Annotated in this window: 22 protein-coding genes; 15 read left to right on the forward strand and 7 right to left on the reverse strand. The window is 41.3% G+C overall.

Annotated elements, in window-relative coordinates; translation table 11 throughout:
* Positions 1 to 3 precede the first annotated feature (3 nt).
* On the reverse strand, positions 4 to 1,014 hold the full coding sequence (locus IQ31_RS20050) for a sensor histidine kinase (RefSeq protein ID WP_145329580.1): 1,011 nt from the start codon (positions 1,012 to 1,014) through the stop codon (positions 4 to 6).
* Positions 1,015 to 1,184: 170 nt separating this feature from the next.
* Between IQ31_RS20050 and IQ31_RS20055 the strand changes: the two genes are divergently transcribed.
* From IQ31_RS20055 to IQ31_RS20065, 3 genes are read left to right on the forward strand one after another with little or no spacing between them, the layout of a single operon-like run.
* Complete coding sequence (locus IQ31_RS20055) at positions 1,185 to 2,573, forward strand: TolC family protein (protein WP_145329583.1); 1,389 nt, start codon at positions 1,185 to 1,187, stop codon at positions 2,571 to 2,573.
* Positions 2,574 to 2,583: 10 nt separating this feature from the next.
* The gene (locus IQ31_RS20060; protein ID WP_145329585.1) at positions 2,584 to 5,874 is read left to right on the forward strand and encodes an efflux RND transporter permease subunit; all 3,291 of its coding nucleotides are present in this window, start codon (positions 2,584 to 2,586) and stop codon (positions 5,872 to 5,874) included.
* A gap of 21 nt (positions 5,875 to 5,895) precedes the next feature.
* Positions 5,896 to 6,993, forward strand: coding sequence for an efflux RND transporter periplasmic adaptor subunit (locus tag IQ31_RS20065; RefSeq protein ID WP_115050029.1), 1,098 nt, complete (start codon positions 5,896 to 5,898; stop codon positions 6,991 to 6,993).
* 85 nt (positions 6,994 to 7,078) lie between these two features.
* Here the strand turns inward: IQ31_RS20065 and IQ31_RS20070 are convergent, their stop codons facing one another.
* Positions 7,079 to 8,119 (reverse strand): linear amide C-N hydrolase, encoded by a 1,041-nt coding sequence (locus IQ31_RS20070; protein WP_145329588.1) that lies wholly within the window; start codon positions 8,117 to 8,119, stop codon positions 7,079 to 7,081.
* A 171-nt stretch (positions 8,120 to 8,290) separates the two neighbouring features.
* Positions 8,291 to 9,124: a YgdI/YgdR family lipoprotein gene (locus tag IQ31_RS20075; RefSeq protein WP_145329591.1), complete on the reverse strand. Its 834-nt coding sequence runs from the start codon at positions 9,122 to 9,124 to the stop codon at positions 8,291 to 8,293.
* Positions 9,125 to 9,623: 499 nt separating this feature from the next.
* Here IQ31_RS20075 and IQ31_RS20080 point away from each other — a divergent pair, with 499 nt between their 5' ends.
* The 5 genes from IQ31_RS20080 (at position 9,624) to IQ31_RS20100 (ending at position 13,242) form a co-directional block, all read left to right on the forward strand.
* Positions 9,624 to 10,409: a class I SAM-dependent methyltransferase gene (locus IQ31_RS20080; protein WP_145329594.1), complete on the forward strand. Its 786-nt coding sequence runs from the start codon at positions 9,624 to 9,626 to the stop codon at positions 10,407 to 10,409.
* A complete protein-coding gene (locus tag IQ31_RS20085; protein WP_145329597.1) occupies positions 10,390 to 11,211 on the forward strand; it encodes an alpha/beta fold hydrolase in 822 nt (273 codons plus the stop codon). The genes IQ31_RS20080 and IQ31_RS20085 overlap by 20 nt, the downstream gene beginning before the upstream one ends.
* Before the next feature lie 73 nt (positions 11,212 to 11,284).
* Positions 11,285 to 12,208 carry a Dyp-type peroxidase gene (locus tag IQ31_RS20090; protein WP_145329601.1) on the forward strand — a complete coding sequence of 308 codons (924 nt, stop codon included), beginning with the start codon at positions 11,285 to 11,287 and terminating at the stop codon, positions 12,206 to 12,208.
* Between the two features lie 128 nt (positions 12,209 to 12,336).
* Positions 12,337 to 12,699 carry a DUF4180 domain-containing protein gene (locus IQ31_RS20095; RefSeq protein ID WP_115050019.1) on the forward strand — a complete coding sequence of 121 codons (363 nt, stop codon included), beginning with the start codon at positions 12,337 to 12,339 and terminating at the stop codon, positions 12,697 to 12,699.
* Positions 12,700 to 12,702: 3 nt separating this feature from the next.
* On the forward strand, positions 12,703 to 13,242 hold the full coding sequence (locus IQ31_RS20100; protein ID WP_145329604.1) for a GNAT family N-acetyltransferase: 540 nt from the start codon (positions 12,703 to 12,705) through the stop codon (positions 13,240 to 13,242).
* A 16-nt stretch (positions 13,243 to 13,258) separates the two neighbouring features.
* Here IQ31_RS20100 and IQ31_RS20105 read toward each other — a convergent pair whose 3' ends face one another.
* Both IQ31_RS20105 and IQ31_RS20110 read right to left on the reverse strand, forming a co-directional pair.
* Entirely contained in the window at positions 13,259 to 13,711 is a 453-nt protein-coding gene (locus IQ31_RS20105) for a VOC family protein (protein WP_075993850.1), read from the reverse strand.
* 19 nt (positions 13,712 to 13,730) lie between these two features.
* Positions 13,731 to 14,183: a GNAT family N-acetyltransferase gene (locus IQ31_RS20110; RefSeq protein WP_208734329.1), complete on the reverse strand. Its 453-nt coding sequence runs from the start codon at positions 14,181 to 14,183 to the stop codon at positions 13,731 to 13,733.
* 217 nt (positions 14,184 to 14,400) lie between these two features.
* On the opposite strand from IQ31_RS20110, the gene IQ31_RS20115 reads away from it, so the two are divergent.
* The 4 genes from IQ31_RS20115 to IQ31_RS20130 all read left to right on the forward strand — a co-directional run bounded on the left by IQ31_RS20115 (position 14,401) and on the right by IQ31_RS20130 (position 18,860).
* Positions 14,401 to 14,901 (forward strand): GNAT family N-acetyltransferase, encoded by a 501-nt coding sequence (locus IQ31_RS20115; protein ID WP_115050011.1) that lies wholly within the window; start codon positions 14,401 to 14,403, stop codon positions 14,899 to 14,901.
* Between the two features lie 64 nt (positions 14,902 to 14,965).
* Entirely contained in the window at positions 14,966 to 15,862 is an 897-nt protein-coding gene (locus IQ31_RS20120; RefSeq protein WP_145329609.1) for a helix-turn-helix domain-containing protein, read from the forward strand.
* A 96-nt stretch (positions 15,863 to 15,958) separates the two neighbouring features.
* Positions 15,959 to 17,899 carry an oleate hydratase gene (locus tag IQ31_RS20125; protein ID WP_145329612.1) on the forward strand — a complete coding sequence of 647 codons (1,941 nt, stop codon included), beginning with the start codon at positions 15,959 to 15,961 and terminating at the stop codon, positions 17,897 to 17,899.
* A gap of 64 nt (positions 17,900 to 17,963) precedes the next feature.
* Positions 17,964 to 18,860 carry a 3-hydroxyacyl-CoA dehydrogenase gene (locus IQ31_RS20130; RefSeq protein ID WP_145329615.1) on the forward strand — a complete coding sequence of 299 codons (897 nt, stop codon included), beginning with the start codon at positions 17,964 to 17,966 and terminating at the stop codon, positions 18,858 to 18,860.
* 81 nt (positions 18,861 to 18,941) lie between these two features.
* On the opposite strand, the gene IQ31_RS20135 is transcribed toward IQ31_RS20130, so the two are convergent.
* On the reverse strand, positions 18,942 to 20,066 hold the full coding sequence (locus tag IQ31_RS20135) for a serine hydrolase domain-containing protein (protein ID WP_145329617.1): 1,125 nt from the start codon (positions 20,064 to 20,066) through the stop codon (positions 18,942 to 18,944).
* A 245-nt stretch (positions 20,067 to 20,311) separates the two neighbouring features.
* Here IQ31_RS20135 and IQ31_RS20140 point away from each other — a divergent pair, with 245 nt between their 5' ends.
* The gene (locus tag IQ31_RS20140; RefSeq protein WP_112375810.1) at positions 20,312 to 21,061 is read left to right on the forward strand and encodes a hypothetical protein; all 750 of its coding nucleotides are present in this window, start codon (positions 20,312 to 20,314) and stop codon (positions 21,059 to 21,061) included.
* 139 nt (positions 21,062 to 21,200) lie between these two features.
* Here IQ31_RS20140 and IQ31_RS20145 read toward each other — a convergent pair whose 3' ends face one another.
* Complete coding sequence (locus tag IQ31_RS20145) at positions 21,201 to 21,725, reverse strand: DinB family protein (protein WP_145329622.1); 525 nt, start codon at positions 21,723 to 21,725, stop codon at positions 21,201 to 21,203.
* A 166-nt stretch (positions 21,726 to 21,891) separates the two neighbouring features.
* On the opposite strand from IQ31_RS20145, the gene IQ31_RS20150 reads away from it, so the two are divergent.
* Both IQ31_RS20150 and IQ31_RS20155 read left to right on the forward strand, forming a co-directional pair.
* Positions 21,892 to 22,566 (forward strand): response regulator transcription factor, encoded by a 675-nt coding sequence (locus IQ31_RS20150; RefSeq protein WP_145329625.1) that lies wholly within the window; start codon positions 21,892 to 21,894, stop codon positions 22,564 to 22,566.
* Positions 22,567 to 22,575: 9 nt separating this feature from the next.
* The gene (locus IQ31_RS20155) at positions 22,576 to 23,862 is read left to right on the forward strand and encodes a sensor histidine kinase (protein ID WP_145329628.1); all 1,287 of its coding nucleotides are present in this window, start codon (positions 22,576 to 22,578) and stop codon (positions 23,860 to 23,862) included.
* The last annotated feature ends 140 nt before the right edge of the window (positions 23,863 to 24,002 follow it).

Genomic DNA, 24,002 nt, shown 5'->3' on the forward strand with positions numbered 1-24,002 from the left:
TGTTTAAAGATTTATAACCAATGACACCTCATATTCCTCTTTCTTGGAATTTGTCGTTAATGTATACCGATTAGGATACAAAAGCTTTAATCGCGCTATTGTATTTTCCAAACCTATTTTCGCCGAAAAAACATTCCTTTTCTTAACGGGAACAGAATTCCGTACATGCAAATATAAGTTCCCTTTTTCAATCTTGATCGAAATATGTACAAAACAATCTTCAATACTGCAGGTTCCGTGTTTAAAAGCATTTTCTACGAAAGTAATCAATAGCATCGGCGCTATCTGATAATTGATATCTTCTTCTTTTTGATAATCAAATTCAATTTTTGTTCGGTAACCTAACCGTTCACGCTCCAGCTCGATATAACTTGAGATAAAATCGATCTCATCATCCATCGCAACAAATTCCCGATCGCTGCTCTCCATCTGATAACGGAGAAGCTGGGAAACTTTGATGATCAATTCGGAGGTACGTTCCGGGTACTTCAAATTAATACCATAAATGGTATTCAATGTATTGAATAAAAAATGTGGATTGAGCTGTTTTTTTAAATGGGACAATTGCGTCTGATTGGAAAGCAGTTCACGTCGGGTCTTCACACGCTGAAAGCGATAAAATTCAATAAATTGGATACTACCCAATATACAGATCAACGAGCCCAATAATACACCAAATTGATAATGGAACGTTTTCTGAACAAGATTCTTATAGAGAAAGCAATTCTTGTAGATTACATTATCCGTTAGCTCTTTCAATATAAGTGAAAAAACCAACAGGGTTGCCACCGACGCCAGAACGTACAACAGGGGTTTATTCTTTTTGAGCAGCAAGGGCAATAAAAAAAAGCGATTCAACTGCGCATGCGCATATAGGATCAAGAAATAGAACACGCCCATCAAAAATCCCTTCCAGCTCAAGATCAAAATCCAATCGTTCAAAGTAAAGAGGATAAACGAAAAGACCAATAGCACGATCTCCTGTATGATCTTGTTCTCCAAAACCTTTCTCATAATCCTTTTTTTGTTAAAAATCTGTTACAAAGTAAAAGTTTTAAGTTTATAACAGCAGAAAAATAAATGACGAATTAAATTGGTCACTTTTAAACGCTATAGATCATTTTAAAGGGACATCGCAGTTCATCTCATCGCTATCTTCGTGTCCATAAAATGATAGATAACCTATGCTGAAATTGAATTTAGTGCTGTCATTGGCTGTATCACTTGCGACCTCCTCTTCCTTCGCTCAGAAGCTTACGCTCCGCGATGCCGTAGAACAGGGTATTGCAAATTATGGAAATATCAAGGCAAAGGAATATTATCTCCAGTCCTCCCTGCAGACCAATGAACAAGTCAAACGCGACTTTTGGCCCAATCTGAACATCGTAGCCCAACAGGACTTTGGAACAGTCAACGGACAAAATGGTCCACTGTATGGATTTGGTGGGCTGGGTGTAGCTTCTTCGGGAGCCGCTCTTCCAGAACAAAATTGGAATGCCGCATTTGGTGCGCTTTACTTAGCCAATGTCAATTGGGACATTTACACCTTTGGACGAAAAAAAGAACGTATCGAATTGGCCAAATCCGATACCAAACGACTACAGGCCGATCTCGGTCAGGAACAGTTCCAGCATAAAATCAAGATCGCTGCGGCTTACCTCAATTTATTGGCTAGTCAACGATTGGAAAAAAATCAACAGATGAATCTGGATCGCGCACTGGTATTTTTAAATATTGCTGCCACCAAAGTAAAAAACGGAATATTACCCGGAGTAGATTCTACGCTTGCTTCAGCGGAAGTATCGCGCGCAAAAATCAGCCTCAATCAGGCCCGTGAAAATGTTAAGGAGCAAAACAATAAGCTGACGGTATTGATGGGGATTCCAGCGAAAAATCTCGAAATAGATACTGTTCTGGTTCAGAAAACACCTATACAGCTAACTCCGCTTTCAGGCAACTTGATTGAAAGTAATCCTATGCTGCAATTTTATAAAAGTAAAATTGAACTTGGCGAACAACAATTGAAACTATCAACCAAAGAGTATCTTCCCACTGTAAGTGCCTTTGGGGTCTTTCAGACAAGGGGATCTGGTTTTAAGAGCGACTACATTACGGATTTACAAGCATATAGCACAAATTATTGGAAAGGGGTTCGTCCCAGTAGGCAAAATTATCTCTTGGGATTGGGCATAAACTGGAATCTGACTTCGATTGCGCGTATCAATAAAAAAATCAGTGCACAGCGCTTTACGAATGATGCCCTGAGAGAAGAATACCAAACTGCCGAAGCCCAATTGACAGCACAGCTGGATGCCGCTGATGTGAAAATCCAATTGGCCCTAAAAAGTGATCTAGAAGCTCCCCGACAAGTGTCGGCAGCTCAGCAAGCTTACAATCAAAAAATGACGATGTATAAAAACGGCCTAGCGACACTTGTCGACGTGACGCAGACCTTTTACACATTAAATAGAGCCGAAACCGATCGAGAGATCGTCCACATCAATCTTTGGCAGTCGCTTTTACTAAAAGCCGCAGCTGCGGGAGATTTTGATATTTTCAACAAAGAACTATAAATAACATTACATGAATTTAATACGTTTTGCCTTACGCAAGCCGATATCCATCCTCGTACTCGTATTGGGACTTATTGTCTTTGGCATAGGTGCCGTTCGATCGATCAAGGTGGATATCCTGCCAAAAATGAACCTTCCGGTTATTTATATTGCCCATCCATTTGGTGGCTATTCGCCGGATCAAATGGAATCTTATTTTGCCAAAAACTACGTCAATATCCTTCTTTTTGCCAATGGGGTCAAGTCTATTGAGACCAAGAATATTCAAGGTCTGACCTTAATGAAAGTATCGTATTACGAAGACACCAACATGGCCCAGGCTGCAGCCGAGCTAAGTGCCCTGGCCAATCGGATCCAGGCCTCCTTTCCTCCAGGCTCACAACCGCCGTTCATCATTCGCTTTGACGCCTCATCCCTCCCTGTAGGCCAACTGGTATTGAGCAGTAACAAGCGTTCTAACAACGAACTACAAGATCTAGCCAACGTCTATGTCCGGGCATCGTTTACGTCAATCCCCGGCCTATTGTCGCCACCTCCTTTTGGGGGAAGTCCACGTACAATTGAGGTCAACGTTGATCCCGATTTAATGCGGAGTCACAATATGACACCCGATCAGGTCGTAGAAGCGCTAAGACTAAACAATCAAACCGCTCCAGCAGGAAACGTACGTATTCAGGACAAAAACTACATTACACCAACGAACAACACCATCAAGGATGTAAAAGATTTTGAAAAAATCCCATTATTTAAAGGTGGGGTACAGAATCTTTACTTAGGCGATATTGCTACCGTAAAAGATGGTGCCGACGTTACCGCAGGCTATGCTTTGGTCAACGGCAAACGTTCCGTGTACGTCAGTATCGCCAAAGCCGGCGATGCCTCAACCTGGGAGGTTGTCCAGAATTTAAAAGCAGCCTTACCAAAAATTCAGGAGAATTTACCCGACGACGTCAAGTTATCTTATGAATTTGATCAATCCGTCTATGTCATCAATTCCGTAAAAAGTTTGATTACTGAAGGTGCAATCGGTGCTATCCTCACCGGACTAATGGTCCTCCTATTTTTAGGTGATCGAAGAGCTGCGCTGATCGTTATCCTAACCATTCCGATATCCGTGATCTCCGGAGTGCTCTTTCTGAAACTCTTCGGGCAGACCATCAACCTCATGTCCCTTAGTGGACTAGCCTTGGCTATTGGTATCCTGGTCGACGAAAGTACGGTAACGATAGAAAATATACACCAGCATCTGGATATGGGTAAACCCAAAGCCTTGGCTATCTGGGATGCCTGTAAAGAGATCGCCTTACCCAAATTATTGATCCTGCTCTGTATACTAGCCGTATTTGCGCCGGCATTTACCATGACAGGTATTCCGGGCTCGTTATTTCTTCCCTTGGCCCTGTCCATTGGATTTTCAATGATCATATCCTTCCTCCTTTCGCAGACATTTGTTCCTATCATGGCAAACTGGCTCATGAAAGATCATGCGCATAAAGCGCCACAAGCGACCGAACCAGTGGGTTTAAATACAGATGAAGCTCAATTTGCAGCAACTGGACTGACCATAGAATCCGAGCAAGATACCCTAAATCAGAAGAAACTATTGGTGGAACGGGAAGACTTTAACAACGATGGAAAGATCAGTATTTTTGAACGGTTCAGAAACAGATTCATGAAAATGATCGACCGTTTGTTTAAAAGGAAGAAAACCATTACCGTAGTTTATCTGCTGGGAGCAATAAGTCTTGTTGTCATTTTACTTTCCACAATCGGACAGGATGTATTTCCGAAAGTTAACTCCAGTCAGTTCCAAATGCGCCTCCGTGCGGCTGAAGGTACACGTATCGAACGCACCGAAGAAAAAGCAAAACTAGCGCTGGCCGAACTGGAAAAACTGGTTGGGAAAGAACATATTAGCATATCTTCTGTCTATATCGGTCAACATCCCGGACAGTTTTCAGTATCACCGATCTATCTTTTCATGGCTGGTCCACATGAAGCTGTTTTCCAAATTGCACTGAAAGACTACCATCACGATATGGACAGTTTCCGTGATGAATACCGAAAACGCCTGAAAGCGGCAGTTCCCGATGTACAGGTATCCTTTGAACCGATCGAGCTTACGGATAAAGTATTAAGTCAGGGATCGCCCACTCCTATTGAAGTTCGGATAGCAGGAAAAAACAAAAAGAACAACGAGAAGTACGCTGGTAAATTGATCGAGGAACTAAAAGCCATCCCTTATTTTAGAGATGTACAATTAGCACAATCCATTAAATACCCTTCTTACGATATTAAGATAGACCGCATCAGGGCCGCACAATTGGGTGTAGATCTCAGCGAAGTCACACGATCGCTGATCGCTTCCACCTCTTCTTCGCGTTATACCGAAAAAAACACCTGGATCGATGAAAAAGCAGGACTTTCTTACAACGTCCAAGTTCAGGTTCCCATCGATAAAATGAAAGATGAGAAAGAAATCGGTGAAATCCCTTTATTGAAAAATTCAGCGCGACCAATACTGAGCGACGTTGCAACGATCACACCGTCCTTCACCTATGGCGAAAACGACAATTTAGGTGCAATGCCTTATGTATCAGTTACAGCAAATATTGATCATAATGATTTAAAAACAGCCTCCAAGGATGTACAGCGCAGTATCAAAGCCCTTGGTGAACTTCCTCGCGGCTTGTCGATCGAGCAAATAGGACTTGGAAAAGTATTGTCAGAAACCATGAGCAGCCTCGAATCGGGTTTAGCTGTGGCCATCATCGTCATATTTTTGATGCTATCGGCTAACTTTCAGTCGTTCAAAGTTTCTATGGTTGTGCTCACCACAGTTCCTGCGGTTGTGCTGGGCTCATTGCTTCTGCTGTTGTTAACCGGATCTACCCTCAACTTACAATCTTACATGGGGATTATCATGTCGGTGGGTGTATCCATTGCGAACGCTGTTTTGCTCATCACCAATGCCGAACATATCCGTCGGCATAATGGCGATGCGCTGGCTGCAGCCCGTGAGGCAGCATCCTTACGGCTTCGCCCAATTATCATGACCAGTTTGGCCATGATTGTGGGTATGCTACCTATGGCCATTGGTCATGGTGAAGGTGGCGAACAGGTTTCACCACTCGGTAGAGCCGTAATTGGAGGATTACTATTTTCGACTTTTGCCGTACTCGTCATCTTACCGCTTATATTTGCTTGGGCACAAGAAAAAAGCAGTACACAATCGATCTCATTAGATCCTGAAGACAAAGAAAGTAAACACTATATTGCGGCATTAAAACCTTTATCGTAAAAGCAGTATAATCTATAAAACATGAAAAATAATTTGTTCAAAATATTAGCTATCGCCGGTCTGATCGCATCCTTAACAGGATGCCATTCGGCTGCCGAGGAAAATGCAAAAAAAGAAAGTCCGGAAGCTGCAGCTCCGGCAATGGAGACATTTGTACCCACCAAACAGAAATTAACAAATAAAATGCAGATCCCTGGAGAAATCACGGGATTCCAGCAGGTCGAGATTTACGCTAAGGTCAGCAGTTACGTCAAAAGTCTTAACGTGGACATCGGAAGTAAGGTGCATGCCGGTCAGCTATTGGCTGTATTGGAGGCTCCCGAATTGAGTTCGCAGCTTTCAGCAGCCAAATCGCGGCTCAAATCGCAAGAAGCGGTCTATATGGCTACAAAAAGCACTTACGACAGACTCTTTGAAACCAGCAAAGTAGAGGGAACGGTGGCTAGACTGGATCTTGAGGTTGCTGAGTCAAAAAAGAATGCTGATTTTGCGCAGTACCAAGCCGCTAAATCGGCCTACGCAGAGGTACAAAACCTGTTGAACTATTTGGAAATCAGAGCACCCTTCGACGGTGTAATCGCAACAAGAAATGTCAATCAGGGCGCCTATGTTGGTCCTGCTGGCCGTGGCTCGGAAATGCCCATCATGACCATTCAACAACAACGCAAACTGAGGTTAGCCGTTGCTGTTCCGGAACAATATTCGGGTTTCCTCACCGAAAACCAGCCCTTACAATTTACTGTCAAATCATTGCCAGGGCAAACCTTCTCGGGTAAGATCGCTCGTAAATCGGGTGCCCTGGACAGCCGATTAAGATCCGAGCGGGTAGAAATTGACATTAACAATACCGACAACAAGCTATTGCCGGGTATGGTTGCAGAGGTCGAATTGCCTTTAACATCTCAAGACAGTACTTTTGTTGTACCGAAATCGGCGGTATTTACTTCAGGCGAAGGAAGTTTTGTGATTGCTGTTGTTTCGAACAAAACACAACGTATTCCTGTACAGAAAGGACGCAGCATTGATGGTCAGATCGAAATATTTGGTGACTTAAAACAAGACACTAAATTGGTCAGCAAAGCGGATGAAGAGATTATAGACGGAACGTCAGTCAAATAGGACTTTCTACTAATTCCTAAACAAAAGAAAGACCAACCCCATTACAACCGGGTTCGGTCTTTCTAATTTATTCGGTCTTTCTAATTTAAATGCCCATAAATTTAAAGGGTTGGGCAGCCTTAAACAGGTTATTTGAAATCCCATTTATTGCCATCCCTTGCTTCATGTCCAACTTCATCGTCGGAGCCCCTTTCTTTAAATCAAATTTAGCCAGATCTACCCACAGTGTTCCCGGAACCAATACATTCTCAAAATAATAGATTTTATTCTTCTGATCAGCCACGGATCTCCATCGTGTAGACGAAATATTAGGTTCAGATTCCGAGCTTATTCCAAAGGGAACCGAGCAGTTGCGGATCACACTGAGAACACTGGCAACAGAAAGCCGCACATCGTCTGTTTGCGGGATCGCATTAATGTAATAGGAAGCCCTCACAAAACGATCAGCAGCACGGTTTGTTCCCGGCAACATGATAGTTCCCGGAATTCCCTGCCAATACCTGTTTAGCGCCAGTTGATCTTCAAAGACGGGCGAGTTTGTCATAACTGTATAGGCCGCATCGTGATGAATCACCAGTTTACCGTTGATGTATTCAAATATAGCATTATCGCCTGTGGCATCTGACAGCGATAAATGTATGGTCGTAAATTTGGTAGTTCCCGGGATATAATCACTTACAATTACAAATGGCTCATCCTTTAAGGCAGATACGGCTTCATTGACTGTCGCAAAATTATCCAAAACATATTGGGCCCAAGCCGAGATTGCAAGCCCTTTTTTTGGTCCCGCTGGATCAAATTTAGGATAAGTAGATTCGACAAGCCAGAGTACATTGGCCACCAATCCCTTTTCATTTAAACCATCGACTGTAGCAATGTCCCAAGCACTGGAAACTACACTCCCATATTGGGAAGTCCATTTCAAAGACTGAGGTCCTACCTCTCCACTGCGCGCTATTCCACGCGGAAACACCCATAGATTGGCCGCGATATCATCTCTCCAGTCCATACTCCTTGCCGTGATAACAGTCTGATTAGGTCCCTTATAAACAACGCGTGTACAAGATCGGCCTTCTTTAACGGCAAAAAGGAATACGATCAACATAAATTGTGCAAGATACTTCATATGTATAGATTTTTTTGCGTGATATGACTTTGTCTTGATAGCGTGCAAAAGCACTCCAATTCCATAAACAATAATTTGAGCTTATTGTTTGTCTAAGCTGTAACCGGCATGATTTAATCCGGCACAGCTTAGACGAGCATAATCTATAGCCATAATATATGGCTCTAGGTACTATTCTGCCGCTTTCGGGTCAATTGCGGCAGCAACTGCAGTTAATGCCAAGGCACCTCCAACAAGCATTGCCCCCTGCCCCTTTTTTTCCTTAACAGCCAGCACGTCTCCGCGCTTATTATACAGTTCAATAATATCATTAAGGGCTACTGAACCGGTCTGCCAAAGCTGGGCAGCATAAAATTTTTGTTCCGTAGTTTTAACAATAGCTTTACCATCTTCTAAAATCGAATAACTTAAATAACTACGTAAACTGTAAGGTGAATCAGCGCCTTCAAATCGAGCAAGTTTTACCGCAAAACTCTCGCCACTCATATCATACATATATACTTTTTCTTTTTGGGATGATCGTACAATGGATTTAACATCGTTTTTAAAATCAAAATAATGCCCATCCACATAGGCATGTGGTGGGATAAGTACCACATCTTTAGGTAAACTTACCGATCCTGTAATATAACCGTTCACCCAAGTATCATTGAATATAGTGGATTTACTAGCGCCTATATCGGAAACCGAAGCATTCATCTTTCCATTAAAAGCAGCTTGTTCAGCAGAATAGCCTTGCGTTTTACCATTAATAACCATAGCCGAACTTTTAAGATCCCATAAGATCGGTTTATCGATTTTATTTTCTATTCGAAGGTAAATTCGACCATCTCTGTCGGCAAAGGAATAATCAATTTGTACTGTATCATTATTAAATGAAAACGTTCCCTTGTCTTCATCTTTTTTTACATTTTCCCCATTGAATGTCATGAGATAGTTGGAAGAACAGGCTGAAAGAAAAACAGCACAATACGTTAGCGTGAGAACTTTGAATACTTTTCGCATAATATCAGGATATCTTAGTGTAATTACAACGGCACGAGTACTATTGTACAACAATATAAAAAACTATTATTAAAAAAACAGCGAAACGACCTAAAATAATTTCCTAATTAGGGTATTAATCGCAAAGTATCACTGTTTCTATCAAAATAGTAAATGATCGTCATAAAGCAGTAAATGGCCCTCTTTTATCGTCCGATACAGGTTTGAAATTGCTTTACATCAGTTTCCATAATAACAGGGATATTACAGTGGGTTAACAGGGGTATAACAGGGGGTTAGCAGGGATAAATACCCTGTTAACCCCCTGTTAATACCTTGTAAAAAGACTACTATATCCTTCTTAATGGAGAATAGGATATTCGACTGATAGTAACCATAAACAAATCAAGGAATATACTCAACTGTTGGTCTGATTAGCGTAACGAAAACGGTTAAACGAATAGAAGTTTTTTTAACCGGAAAGCAAAAGCTATATTTACAGTCAACTAAACCCAATCCAATGAAAGAGAAATTTATTGACAGAAAGGATCAACAGGCCAATAAGATATTTGAAAGAAGAACATTATCCTCCGATTATAGAACGATTATTCCCTTACTGTCTCCCGGCATGGAAATCTTGGACGTAGGCTGTGGTACCGGAACGCTCACGAATGAGGTAGCAAGCTATATCGGCGACGGAACTATAATCGGGCTCGATAATACACCGTCTTTTATCGACAGTGGCAATGAGCTTTATGGTAGCACCCAAAATCTGAACCTGGTCTGCAGCAATATTTTTGATTATCAGCCTCCACATCCGTTCGACCTGATTATAACGGCGCGCACCATGCAATGGTTAAGTGATATTCCCAGGGCATTGGGCTTATTCAAATCCTGGTTAAAGCCCGGAGGACAAATTTCTATTTTAGACTACAATCACACCGCCATTGAATGGAACCCTGCCCCTCCGGAAAGTATGCTCACATTTTACCATACTTTCCTGAAGTGGAGAGCAGATGCAGGTATGAACAATCGTGTTGCTGATGAGGTCGCTGCACTGCTCCAGGAAGCAGGTTTCCATTCGGTTCAGGTTATCAATGCCGATCAGACCTACAAAAAAGGAGAAGCAAACTTTGATACCAATCTGGCCATCTGGAACAAAGTCGCCCAATCGCGACAAATGGTTACGGAAGGGTATATCTCCGACGAACTTCGCTTACAGGCTATCGCCGAATACAGCCAATGGATCGAAACGGAAGCGACCACCATGACACTTAAAATGAACGATGTACGGGCTAAAGTATAATCTCCTCTTATCCGTTTTCCTCCTACTGACATTCCCCGGGCTGGCCGTAAAAGCACAGCTCAGGGATACCATGATCAATGTAGGGAACCATAGCCTTCAATTTACTTTAATGGAGGGGAAGGGTATCCCCATTGTCTTTGAATCTGGGGGTGGAAATGATGCTTCCGTTTGGAGAAAGTTATTGGAACCGCTATCGAGCAAATTGGGCGCACCTTTAATTACCTATGACAGGGCTGGCTTTGGGAAAAGTGAAATAGACACCGTTAACATTAGCTTGACAAATGAAGTAAAGGATCTTAAAAATGCCTTGCAGCAATTGGGCTATCGTGATCGGTACTTTTTTGTTGCCCATTCCTTCGGTGGTAACTATACGATGAAATTTATAACGACCAATCCCGGTCAGGTTGTTGGCACAGTAATGATCGATATTGTTTCCCCTTATTTCATGACCATGGAGCGATCCAAATCATTGAAGAGCGAATATGCCAGTGAACTTGATAACATCAAAAAAGAAAGCTTAGGGTTCTATCATCTCGTTTTAAACTACGAAGCATCAACGGCTGTTTTACATGAGGTTGCAGGAAAAATCAATGTTCCTATGACTGTCATTGGCTCAGGAAAATCACCTTTTGAAGAACCCGATCGCAGTTTATTTATTGCTGCCCTTAAAAAATATGCAGATCAAAAAAACAATAGACGTTATCTTTTGGCTCAAAATGCGGAGCATCATGTCTTTTATGACGAACCGGATCTGGTCATTGATGAAATCGTCAAACTATATCAAAAAACCGCATCCGAGTAATCAAAAAGTCTATCCGTACAACCGATTTTATTTGTAGCTTAGCAAGGCTGTACAACACACAACAACTTATCTTATGGATCATCAGGCCCAAAATGTCATCGATACACCGAGCAACAATACGGTGTTTATGGTATGGAATTTCCACGAAAATGTGGTCATTAAGGATGTCTTCCAACGCTTATGTGCATTGGTTGTCAATCTCAACAATTCGGCGCAGGTACGTTCAAACCTTGTAAAAGCAAGCGTGGTATTGGGCATAAGTCACCATGCCTGGAAAAAGCTTGAACTCAACGAACCTATGCCAAAGGAATTGGTTCCTTTCGAACCTATCATCGGTCAAAAACATGTTGCTGTGGCTACCCCCGGAGATTTACATTTCCATATTCGCGCTTATGAAAAAAGCTATTGCATTGACATGGCCACCGAAATTGCAGCCTTATTAAGTCCCGTTGCCGATTGCAAGGAGGAAATTCATGGGTTCAGATATTGGGATGGCCGAAGTATCTTGGGTTTTGTCGACGGAACAGAAAATCCCCTTGGTGAGGATCGTGCTTTCTTTGGTATCGTTGGTGATGAGGATGTAGCCTATACGGGTGGAAGCTATTTATTTGTACAAAAATATATTCACGACATGAACGCCTGGCGTTCTTTACCCGTCGCTGAACAGGAGAAGGTCATCGGCAGAAGCAAAGCAAACGATATTGAGATGGGCGACGATGAAAAACCGACTAATTCACATTCGGCCCTAGCCAATGTCGGTGACGATTTGAAAATTGTTCGCGACAATATGCCTTTTGGGCAAATCGCAACAAATGAAATGGGAACCTACTTTATCGCTTACGCCAGCACATTCAGTACCGTACAATTGATGCTGAACAGAATGTTTATTGGTGAACCCGAGGGGAATTACGATAGAATACTGGACTTTAGTACGGCCCATACCGGCTCCCTGTTCTTCTGTCCAACAATTAATATGCTGAAAGAATTTGCTGGTTAAAAGCTGTATACCCATTATCTCGGATCATTTCCAACAGGATTTCCCAACGTAGAGCACTGGGTCATGGAATATGGTCCCAATGGAATATGGTCCCACAAATTTATTTTTAACACTACACGACAAAAAAAATGGAAATCACTATTATTCAGCTAGGTGACGAAAACATTGCTGAAGTTAAAGGTTCAGGCGTCTTTATCCATAATCTCGATGATGGTCTACAGATTATGGTCGACTGTGGCGCGCAAGAAGCATACAAAGCAATTATTTATCAAGAGAACATCACAGACGATTTCTTCGAACTTAAAACAAAACTTGCCGGTGAAATTCTTCAAAAATATACGCAGTATGGCTTTGACATTGCCATCGTTGGCGATTTCTCCAGATACAACAGCAAAAGTCTAAACGATTTTATCTACGAAAGCAATAAATCAAAGAAAATCAATTTTGTAGGTACGCGTGAAGAAGCGATAGCCAGATTTTCAAAACGTTAAACCATGCACATTGAATCAGAAAGATTAGCGATTCGGCCTATTATGGCGGAGGACAGTCAGGCCGTATTCGGTTACCGTTCGGATAAAGAAACCAATAGATACCAGGGCTGGATTCCAGACTCTTTGGCAGAAGTCGATGCATTTATAGCTAAAAATCCGGGCACATTCAATCTTCCAGAGTCCTGGTTTCAGCTCGTTATGACCGACAAAATAGCAAACGCAGTAATCGGCGATATTGGCGTTCACTTTTTTGGTACTGAACACCTGCAGGTGGAATTGGGCTGTACCATAAAAAAAGAATTCCAGCAACAGGGTTATGCCAAAGAAGGACTGAAAACAGTTATAGAGGCCCTGTTCCGTCAGTATCATAAACATCGGATCATGGCCTCGGTAGCTCCGGAAAACAAGGCATCCATGCAGCTTTTCACAAGTTTGGGATTCCGAAAGGAAGCTCATTTTGTAAAAAGCTATTTCCATAACGGTCAATGGGAAGATGACGTGGTCTTTGCAATCCTTGCCGAAGAATGGGATTCAACACAATAAGTCGTCTCTTCGCGACTTATTGTGTCGTACGATTGATCCAATCGGCATAAGACAGCACGCCCAGTTCGGGCCTGCCCTCCCCTTCCAAAACTGCGATAAACTCCAATTGGTTGCCATCCGGATCATTAAAGTAAATGGCCAATGCCGGCATCCATGCAAAGACCATCGGTGCTTCGATCCCATCCTTTAAAAAATTATAAGGTGTCAGGTCACGTGTTTTCAGATAGTCCACGGCATAGTTCAAGATATCCTCTTTATCCGCTCTAAAAGCAAAATGTCTCGGTTGAAAGTTTGTTTCTTCCTGCCACAGGCCCAACATATAGTCTTTGCCGGTTCCAATCCATAAAAAAACAATAGGACGTGTCGGATCGCGATGTGCCACACGTAATCCCAATACCTCCGTATAAAATGCGACCGATTTAGCTAAATCACGCACCTGAATATGCGTTTCGTATAAACCTTGTATCATAAGTTATTTCATTTTAAAATTATTTCAATCCATTGATAGCGCGCTCGTGATGTAAATGCAAGATCGGATAGGATTTGCCCATACCATCTACAGCTGAGCGTCCGATAAGCTGATATCCTTTTTTCAGATAAAAATCAACAGCCTGCTGATTTTGCTCATTGACATCAACTTTATACACCTGGAGCTTATCCAGCACATACTGTAGTGCCACAGTCCCAATACCTTTTCCCCTGTAGGCTGAATCCACAAATAACATTTCTAGATTATCATCGGAGACAGCGAAAAAAGCAGTAGGCTGTCCCTCATCATCGATGACATATACCTTTAATTGTGGTAAATACTCGGTTGGGATCAGTCTCTTATATAACTGAAGATCCTCCTCTTTCAAAAAATCATGTGTTGCCCGAACCGAATTTTCCCAAATGCGCAGGATTGCCGCATAGTCGGCTCCACTTGCCGCTCTTATTTCCATAACGATTATCTCCCTCTAAAAATTCTTATTTACACCGTATCGCTACGGAATAGCATTCTTATAAAAGCTTCCCTTCCGCTTTACAGAAAGGCAATGTAAGTTAAATTGGAGAACTAAAATCATGAAAAAGTTAAATAAGACAGAAAGATGATGATTTAGGTTCCGATAATTTGATTTCAGAGAAAACAACCTTATCTTGTAAATAAACACATTAGCCATGTACAATACACTTCTATTCAAAAAATATCTTCCGGAAGATTTTGACGCTTTCCACGACTTGGTTAAAGCGGATGATGTCATGAAATACATTACCGGCAAAGGATTGTCCGAAGAGCAGGCCCGGAAAAAGTTCGATTCGATTCTAGAAATCAACCAGGATCCTGATTTAGGCTATTTTAAAGTAATCGAAGCGGATACGCTAAAGCTTTTAGGCGACTGTAAGCTTGTTAACTACAAAAAAGATCCAAGTGTATTCGAAATTGGTTATTTGCTCCGCAAAGAACATTGGGGAAAGGGGCTGGGAACACAGATTTGCGAGTCGATGCTAGCCCTTGCCACAACATTAAATCCAGGTAAAGATGTGATTGGTATTATTGATCCCGATAACACCGCATCGAGACGACTACTGAATAAATTCGGATTCAAAAGTTTCTTCGTGGGGATAGAAGACGATATTGCCACAGAAAAGCTGATGCTCAAACGGACAGCATCCGAATAAACAAAGCCCATTCGAATATTTAAAACAATAGGAACTGTATATGCCCAAGCCGAACAAAAAGTCAATGAAGTTTAAGGTAAAAACAACTTATAATACACACGAAAGTCTTCAAGATACCTTATCATTCTTTGGCGTAAATTGCCACCGCCCCTATTATATTTCTTCTGGAAATCCGATTTTTGAATACCCAAGCAATGCTTTTCGTATTGATTATTATGCCATCTGTATCTGCACGGCAGGCGATATAAATATTCAGGTAGACAATCAGGAATACCATATCTCGACAAATCATATCCTCATATCCGCCCCAACAACAATTATCCGTTTTTCGCAGGTCAGCCCCGACTTTAGAATGAAGCTGCTCTTTTTTGACAAAGCATTCCTGCTTAAACATATTGTCAATCCATTCTTTATCGAACAACTGGGGCTTTTCAAAAATTCGACCTTTACCATTGTCAGCTCCCAAGACAAACAAATTGACAAGTTGTTAAAATTAATAGACTACCTCAAAGAAGTTACCTTAAGAACAACGCATTTTACAGCAGATATCATCCGCACGATCATCTTTAATCTCCTGTTAGAGATCGCAGACGAATTGGCCTCTAAAGACCATAATACAACGGAAAGTGTACAAGAGACCAACAACCTGTTCTATAAGTTTACAGACCTGGTTCAGCGACATAGCAATCAATACAAAGAAGTACAATATTACGCCGACCAGTTATTTATTTCAAACAAATACCTCATTCAGATTGTTAAAAGAGCATCAGGTAAAACACCACATGAAATTATTGATGAGCGTGTGCTTAAAGAAGCCTATGTGCTGCTCGGGAATCCCGAAAAGACTATCTCAGAAATTTCTTATGAAATCGGATTTAATTCCATCTCAGCATTTGGTCGTTTTTTCAAAAAATACTCCACCTTATCGCCATCAGAGTACCGAAAGCGACAAAATATGTAGATAGAGGAAATTCGGTAGAACAATAGCGAATTTGAGGGCACAAATGATTAAGGTGATCTTAGTAACTTTACTCAAGAATTAAAAAACATAAGAATCATGAAAGAAATCACCTCAAAATTCGACAAAGTATTAAATGCATCTGCTGAATATGGAAATGTAAATCATGAACCTGATTCAAGCAAAGAACAACAACGTAACACACCGAAAAAATCGATGCCCTTTTCTGATCAGATCGGAAATTATCAACGCAATAAAGGTATTCCACCAAAATCATATAAAGACAGTAAAATCTTCATCGTCGGAAGCGGTATAGCAGGGATGTCTGCAGCCTACTATTTTATCCGTGATGGTCATGTTCCTGCTGAAAACATCACATTCCTTGAACAGCTCCATGTGGAAGGCGGCTCGTTAGATGGCGCCGGTAATGCAACCGACGGCTATGTCATCCGCGGTGGTAGGGAAATGGATATGACCTACGAAAATCTTTGGGATATGTTTCAGGACATTCCTGCATTGGAAATGCCTGCCCCTTACAGTGTTCTGGACGAGTACCGTTTGATCAATGACAACGACTCCAACTACTCCAAAGCAAGGCTTATTCATAAACTTGGTGAGATAAAAGACTTCAGCAAGTTTGGATTGGGCAAAATGGATCAGCTGGCCATCATTCGATTGCTCCTCAAAAATAAAGAAGATCTAGATGACTTAACCATCGAAGACTACTTCAGCGAGTCATTTTTATCCAGTAATTTCTGGACCTTCTGGCGTACCATGTTCGCTTTCGAAAACTGGCATAGTTTACTTGAGCTGAAATTGTACATGCACCGCTTTTTACATGCGATAGACGGATTGAATGATCTTTCATCACTCGTATTCCCGAAATACAATCAATACGACACCTTTGTGACCCCTTTGCGTAAAGTACTTCAAAGCAAAGGTGTAAACATCCGATTCAATGTATTGGTCAAAGACCTGGATATCCAAAGCAATACCGATGGAAAAGTTGTGGAGGCCCTAATTACAGAACAAGATGGCAAAGAAGTAAAAATTCCAATCGGAAAAGACGACTTCGTCATTGTGACAACTGGATCAATGACAGAAGATACCTTCTACGGGGACAACAAAAATGCACCGATCATCGGTATCGACAACAGCAGCAGCGGTCAGAGTGCAGGCTGGAAACTCTGGAAAAATCTTGCTGCCAAATCGACCATCTTTGGTAAACCCGAAAAGTTCTGCAGCAACATCGAAAAATCAGCATGGGAGTCTGCGACCCTGACATGTAAACCTTCGGCTTTAGTCGAAAAATTAAAAGAATATTCCGTCAACGACCCTTATTCCGGCAAAACTGTTACTGGCGGTATTATTACCATTACCGATTCTGATTGGCTGATGAGTTTCACCTGTAATAGACAGCCACATTTCCCTGGCCAACCGGATGATGTTCTTGTCTTATGGGTATATGCCTTATTTATGGATAAAGAAGGAAATTACATCAAAAAGCCAATGCCACAATGTACGGGAGATGAAATTCTAGCCGAACTATGTCACCATTTGGGCATTATTGATCAACTGGACGATGTTATCAAAAATACGATTGTACGTACGACATTCATGCCTTACATCACCTCGATGTTTATGCCAAGAGCAAAAGGCGACCGTCCGAGAGTCGTACCTGAAGGATGTAAAAACCTGGGCTTGATCGGTCAGTTTGTCGAAACCAACAATGACGTTGTCTTTACCATGGAAAGCTCGGTACGTACCGCACGTATTGCGGTATATGAACTGCTGAACTTAAACAAGCAGGTTCCGGATATCAATCCCCTACAATATGACATCCGCCATCTTTTGAAAGCAGCCAAAACATTAAATGATGACAAACCATTTGTGGGCGAAGGCTTACTGCGTAAAATTCTAAAAGGCACTTATTTTGAACATATCCTGCCTATCGGTTCTGAAGAACAAGAAGAACATGAATCTTTCTTGACAGAGCAGATCACCAAATTCAAAGATTGGTTAAAAGGAATTAAAGGATAAGGATCACAACCTGCGCCATGGTTCCGTGGCGCAGGTTTTTACGAATTGAAAAAACAATAACATCATGGACTTTAAAAATATAACGATAGCTGGCAGCGGGGTTTTAGGCTATCAAATCGCTTTCCAAACAGCATTTCATGGCTATCATGTCACTGTATACGACATCAATGACGATGTACTTAAAAAAGCTGCAGCAAAATTTGATATTTTGGCGCAGGCATTCGAGAAAGATCTTCATGCGAGTAAAGAACAACTGGCTTCAACCTTTGATAGGCTCAGTTATAGTTCAGATCTTGCCGCGGCGGTAGCAAAAGCAGATCTTCTTATCGAAGCCGTTCCCGAAAACCCAGCCATTAAAATTGGTTTTTATCAGGAATTAGCGAAAGTGGCACCGGAGAAAACCATTTTTGCCACAAACTCCTCAACCTTGCTGCCAAGTCAATTTGCTCAAGAAACCGGCCGTCCCGAGAAGTTCCTTGCGCTACATTTTGCCAATGAAATCTGGAAGCACAATACAGCAGAAATTATGGGCCATCCGGGTACAGATAAAACGGTATTTGAGCAGGTTGTAAACTTTGCAAAATCCATTGGCATGGTTGCCCTACCACTGCTTAAGGAGCAACCTGGCTATATTGTAAACTCCTTACTTGTCCCATTACTTTCGGCGGCAACGGATCTTTTGGTCAACGAAGTGGCGGATGCCCAAACGATCGACAAAACCTGGATGGTTGCCACTGGAGCGCCAACAGGCCCCTTCGGCATACTCGATATCGTTGGCATCACAACAGCCTATAATATCAACAAAATGAGCGCCGAAGCAACAAATGACCCCTTAAAGATCAAAACAGTAGCCTATCTCAAGGAGCATTTTATAGACAAAAACAAATTGGGCGTCGCTACTGGGGAAGGGTTCTATACCTATCCCAATCCGGCCTATCAATCGCCCGACTTTTTAAAATAGGTCTCTTCAGAAACAATAAATCGTCGCAGGTGGAGCTGTGACGATTTATTGTTTCTGCTTATTTCAATCCGCTCCCCTCTTTCACTCATTCGCATAAACTCCGTTCAACCATGCAAAAGTTGAGCGATGCTGTCCATTCAATACCGGTTTGCTGATACCCATTGTTTTAAGGATGGCATCAAAAGCTTCACCGATCATAAAATCATCACGATTGCTAAAAAGTGAAACCACAAGGTCTTTCTGTACATCGATATATACGATATGATGAAACCCGGTAGATTCACCTGAATGAAACAGGATTTTATGGCCTGCATTTTTTTGAATAAACCATCCGAAATGATACGCTATTCCATCCTTTACCGGGTAGGCCATTTGATCGAACAATTGCTCCAGTCCCGGCTGTATTAACCGATCTTTTACCAAAAAATTGGCCCATGTATGATATTCATCCGCAGATAGATAAACACCCCCATCCCCCTGTGTCGCACTTGTCACACTCTGATCGGCAAACAGGTAGGAGCCTTCTGTCGGATGATAACCGTAGACTCGTTCATCAACCGTCGTGCCCGGTTCATAGACCAATTCCTTGCTAATGCCTAGGGGTTCAAACAATTGACTTTTGACAAAGGAAGCAAAGGATTTTTTTGCAACATGCTCGACAATCAGCGATAAAAGACAATAGCCTGTATTGCTATAGCGAAATTGACTTCCCGAAGGGAAATATAAACGATCAGTCTGCCGGATATACTTCAGCACATCCTTATCCGATACCTGATCTTTCCTCTCTTTCGGAATAAGTTCTTCATAGTCCCAGATTCCGGATGTATGTTGCAGAAGCTGTGCTACAGTAATACCTTTCAGTGCGACTGGCAGATCTTCAAAAAAAAGGGACAATGGGTCGTCTAGTTTTAAACGCTTTTGAATCACTAAGGTATATATCGCTTGTGCAGTCACCTGTTTGCTTACCGATGCTAGGCGAAAATGTGAACTGGATGTGATTGCACGTTTTTCCTTCAAATCTGCAAGCCCAAATGCATAACGATAAATAAGACGACCATTTTGGCTAACTGCACAGCTAATCCCCGGAGCTGCCGAGTCCTTGTAATAGCCTGCAATCGTACTATCCAATTTTGATTTATCCATTTTTTGTCCCATAACAGCACTTGTTACACAGATCAAAATAAAACTCAGTTTTAGGTTTATCATATTTTATAGCGCACATTTCGGTTTATATTGTCAGCCTACTGAAAGGCACAGCGTATTAAATCAATTTGATCTTATTGCTTTTCAAAAATGTACCCTTCAAAAATCGAAATTTTCTTGCAATGCCCGGGTGTTTTTATTGATTTTTATTTATTTCTTTTAATTTTGCTTTTATGCTTCATTTCTCATGAAGTCGAACTGATCCGGAATCCTTCCCTCAGTTCTTCATTAAAAAATCACGACAGACTATGTTTTTTATTTTCAGTATCTACGACTTTGTATTAGCAGAAAAAACGGTAACCGCAACCTTAAAAAAAGAAAACGCGCCACGAAATTTCACCTTACAGATTATTACGCCAGCCCGTCGGTTTATAGGCCTACCTTTTGGCGGTGGATTTGTTAAACTTTCCAGACTTTACGACGAACAAGGAAAATTGATTCACGCGCGGAATTATTCAGATGAATTAAAAGCCGAGATCAAAGCGTTCAAAAGTCAGTATAGCATCCCCTATTTTCAGTTATGGAAAGGATTTCTAATTGTCACTGCGGCAATCCTTATCTGGGCAGTCATTTATGGGGTAAAGAATAAATTGGGCAATCAACAACGGGAAAAAGAAGTCGGTCAGATGGTTGATAATTTGAAGCAACTAAAGGCAGGTCAACTTTATGGCGCTACTTTTTTTACCGATCAGGACGGTAACAGTATAAATGGACTTCCTGCAGGTTGGATAAAAATAGATAAAATACTGGGCGACACTATTTTTATACATCGTTCAAAGCAGCTCGACACAAATTCGGCACTTTTTGACATGAAGAACATTGCTTCGTTCAGGCCCCAATCGACCGATGAATGGCAGGAAAAAACGGAAAAAATAGATTTAAATCTATTGAAAAAACAGCTCGAGGATGCTGCGACAAAAAAAGTCGATCTGCTCTATATCGGTAAAGACCACGAGAAATATTCAGGTGTTATATTGACGATAAAAGGTAGCGAGTAAACCTTATTTCTAGGTATAAACAACGTATTGACTTTTCAGCGCAGACAGATCATGCGGCTGGGTCCATACTTAAAAACTCAAGATCGGACGTTTTAAGCAGCGGCCGATCTTGAGTTTTTTAAGTACTGGATTTTTTCTTTTAGTACTGGATTTTTTCGTCAATATCGTATTTCATGCCTGGATAGTGCAGCAACCTTCGCATCAAGGCAATCTGACCGGCCAGATAATCTTCCCGTCCGATACACATCCCTATGAAATTTAGCTTGTCCTCCTCAATAAAAGGGATATTCATATTAATCTTAAATAGTTCAGCCAGCTGCGTATCGTCCACTTGCAGCAAAGCAGCATAGACTTTCGGAGATATCGATTTAAAATTTTCTTTTAATTCCTGCACACTGGGATAGTGATAGCTTTCATCGAGTGTCTTTCCCATAAAAAATAGCTCATGGTAAGGATCATTTTCCTGAAGCCCAAGAACATGTGCCATTGCATAACGCACATTTACAAAATTACCTGCCATCCATACGATATGGTTGGTCTGTCCATCAATTCGTTTTAATGCATCTTCTTCCGAAACGCCATCCAACGCATTCAGAAAAATTTGACTGTGCATGCGATAAGCAGGAATGATGATTTCTAATTTTAATGATTTCGGTTTATCCATTTCGTTTTGATTTTTTTAAATACTAAATAACTGATTTATACTAAAATTACAAGTTTCAATAGCGATTACACTTGTCGTAGGACAAGAAATAAAAATGAACAAAATTGATAGATCATTGCGAAATAAATTCTAAATTTCTACTAAATTGAAATTCTATCTTTACCACATGAAGATTTTGATCATAGAAGACGAATTGGAGCTGGCCAAAAGCATCGCAACATACCTTAGCGAGCAACAGTATTTATGCGAATTTGCGCCAACTTTACAGGATGCTCTAGACAAAATTCAGTTATATCAGTACGACTGTATCTTACTGGACATCGGTCTACCAGATGGAAATGGTCTAAAACTACTCGAAGAGTTGAAGACGCAGCGAAAGCAGGACGGTGTGATCATCATTTCTGCAAAAAATGCATTGGACGACAAAATTCATGGACTACAACTGGGGGCCGACGATTATCTGACCAAACCTTTCCATTTATCGGAACTCACAGCACGAATCTATTCCCTGATCCGTCGGAAACAATTCAACAGCTCAAATATTGTTGTGCAAAATGAAATACAGATTGATCTACTTGCAAAAACTGTTATTGTCAATGATCTTCCTGTTGTATTGACAAAAAAAGAGTTCGATCTGCTGATGTTTTTTATCGGCAACAAAAATAAAGTGATTTCAAAAAGCACCTTAGCGGAACACTTGTCTGGCGACATTGCTGATATGCTCGATAACCATGACTTTGTCTATGCTCATGTCAAAAATTTAAAAAAGAAATTACAGGACGCCGGAAGTCAACCCTATATCAAAACGGTATACGGTACGGGCTACAAATGGGAAAATTAAAATAGTAAGATGAAACCCCTACTGAGCAAAATAACGACCCCATTTCTACTCTATGTATTGATTGTACTAGGTGTCAGTATTCCTGTTTATTATTTTGTAATCGACGGAATATGGAAAAGTGAATTAGACGAACATAACGAAATTATCGTCAAGAAAACAACCTACGAGCTGAACAGTTTAAAACTGTCCGAAGACAGCCTCCAAGCCAGCATCGCTTTATGGAATAGCATACAACCTGAAACGAATATACATCAAGTAAAGCCGGGTGATTTATTGCAAGATAGCGTGTATACCATCGAAAAACCGCAGCGTTTTGTCGAACCAAAGACAATTGACCGATTTAGATGCCTATCATCTGTCATTCAGATCAATGGTGCGCCTTATCGTTTTACCGTACAAACAAATATTGAAGAATCTGTAGAAACCATCGCCGCCATCGCCGCAACAACGCTGTTTTTCTTTGTTATCTTGGTCATTGGTCTACTTATTATCTCCAGAAAAATATCACTTAGGCTCTGGAAACCATTTCGAGATACCGTTGATAAATTGAAGGCATTTAATCTCAATAGTCAACAACAGGTTGACTTCCAGCAAACGGACACCATAGAGTTCCATGAGCTTAATCAATCCTTATCCAAGCTTCTTGAAAAAAACCTGGCCGTATACCGATCACAAAAGGAATTCACTGAAAATGCTTCTCATGAATTGCAAACACCTTTGGCAATCCTAAAAAATAAGTTAGATATCTTATTGCAGTACCCGGATCTAAGCGATGAGCAATACCAGCTCTTTGAAGATATGCATAAAGCGCTTTCACGTAGCACGCGAATCAACCGCAACCTGCTGCTGCTCGCCAAGATTGACAACAGTCAATTCGATCATTCCGAAAAAATCAGTATGGACTCGCTTGTTACACAAAGTATTGAAGTCATGCAAGAACATCTGGAGCTAAAACAGCTACGACTGCAACAAGAGATCCAACCATCGGTGCTGCTGACAGGAAACAGCAGTCTGACCGAAATCCTGATCAACAACCTACTCCTGAACGCCATACGTTACAGCAATGCCAACGATACAATTGCTGTACATCTCAATCAAACTTCTTTAACGGTATATAACCCCGGTTCAATGCCCTTAGATAAAATACTTTTATTCAAACGGTTTTCCAAGCTCTCGAAAAACAGCCAAGGCAGTGGTTTAGGGTTGGCAATTATTACCGAAATCGCCCGGTATCAAGGCTGGATTGTTGATTATCAATTTGAAAATAATCAACATATTTTTTCCATTCATTTTTAAAATTCCAAAAGTAGTCCTACGATCAATAACAGACATTAGGTAAGTGATGTCATCGCAGGACCGTGTAGAAAGTTTTATTTGCATATCCGTGTAAATTTAGCTTAGTTTGATACATTTGTAGGGACAATGCATGGATAGCC

This window comes from Sphingobacterium siyangense (assembly GCF_007830445.1).
Taxonomy (GTDB): domain Bacteria; phylum Bacteroidota; class Bacteroidia; order Sphingobacteriales; family Sphingobacteriaceae; genus Sphingobacterium; species Sphingobacterium siyangense.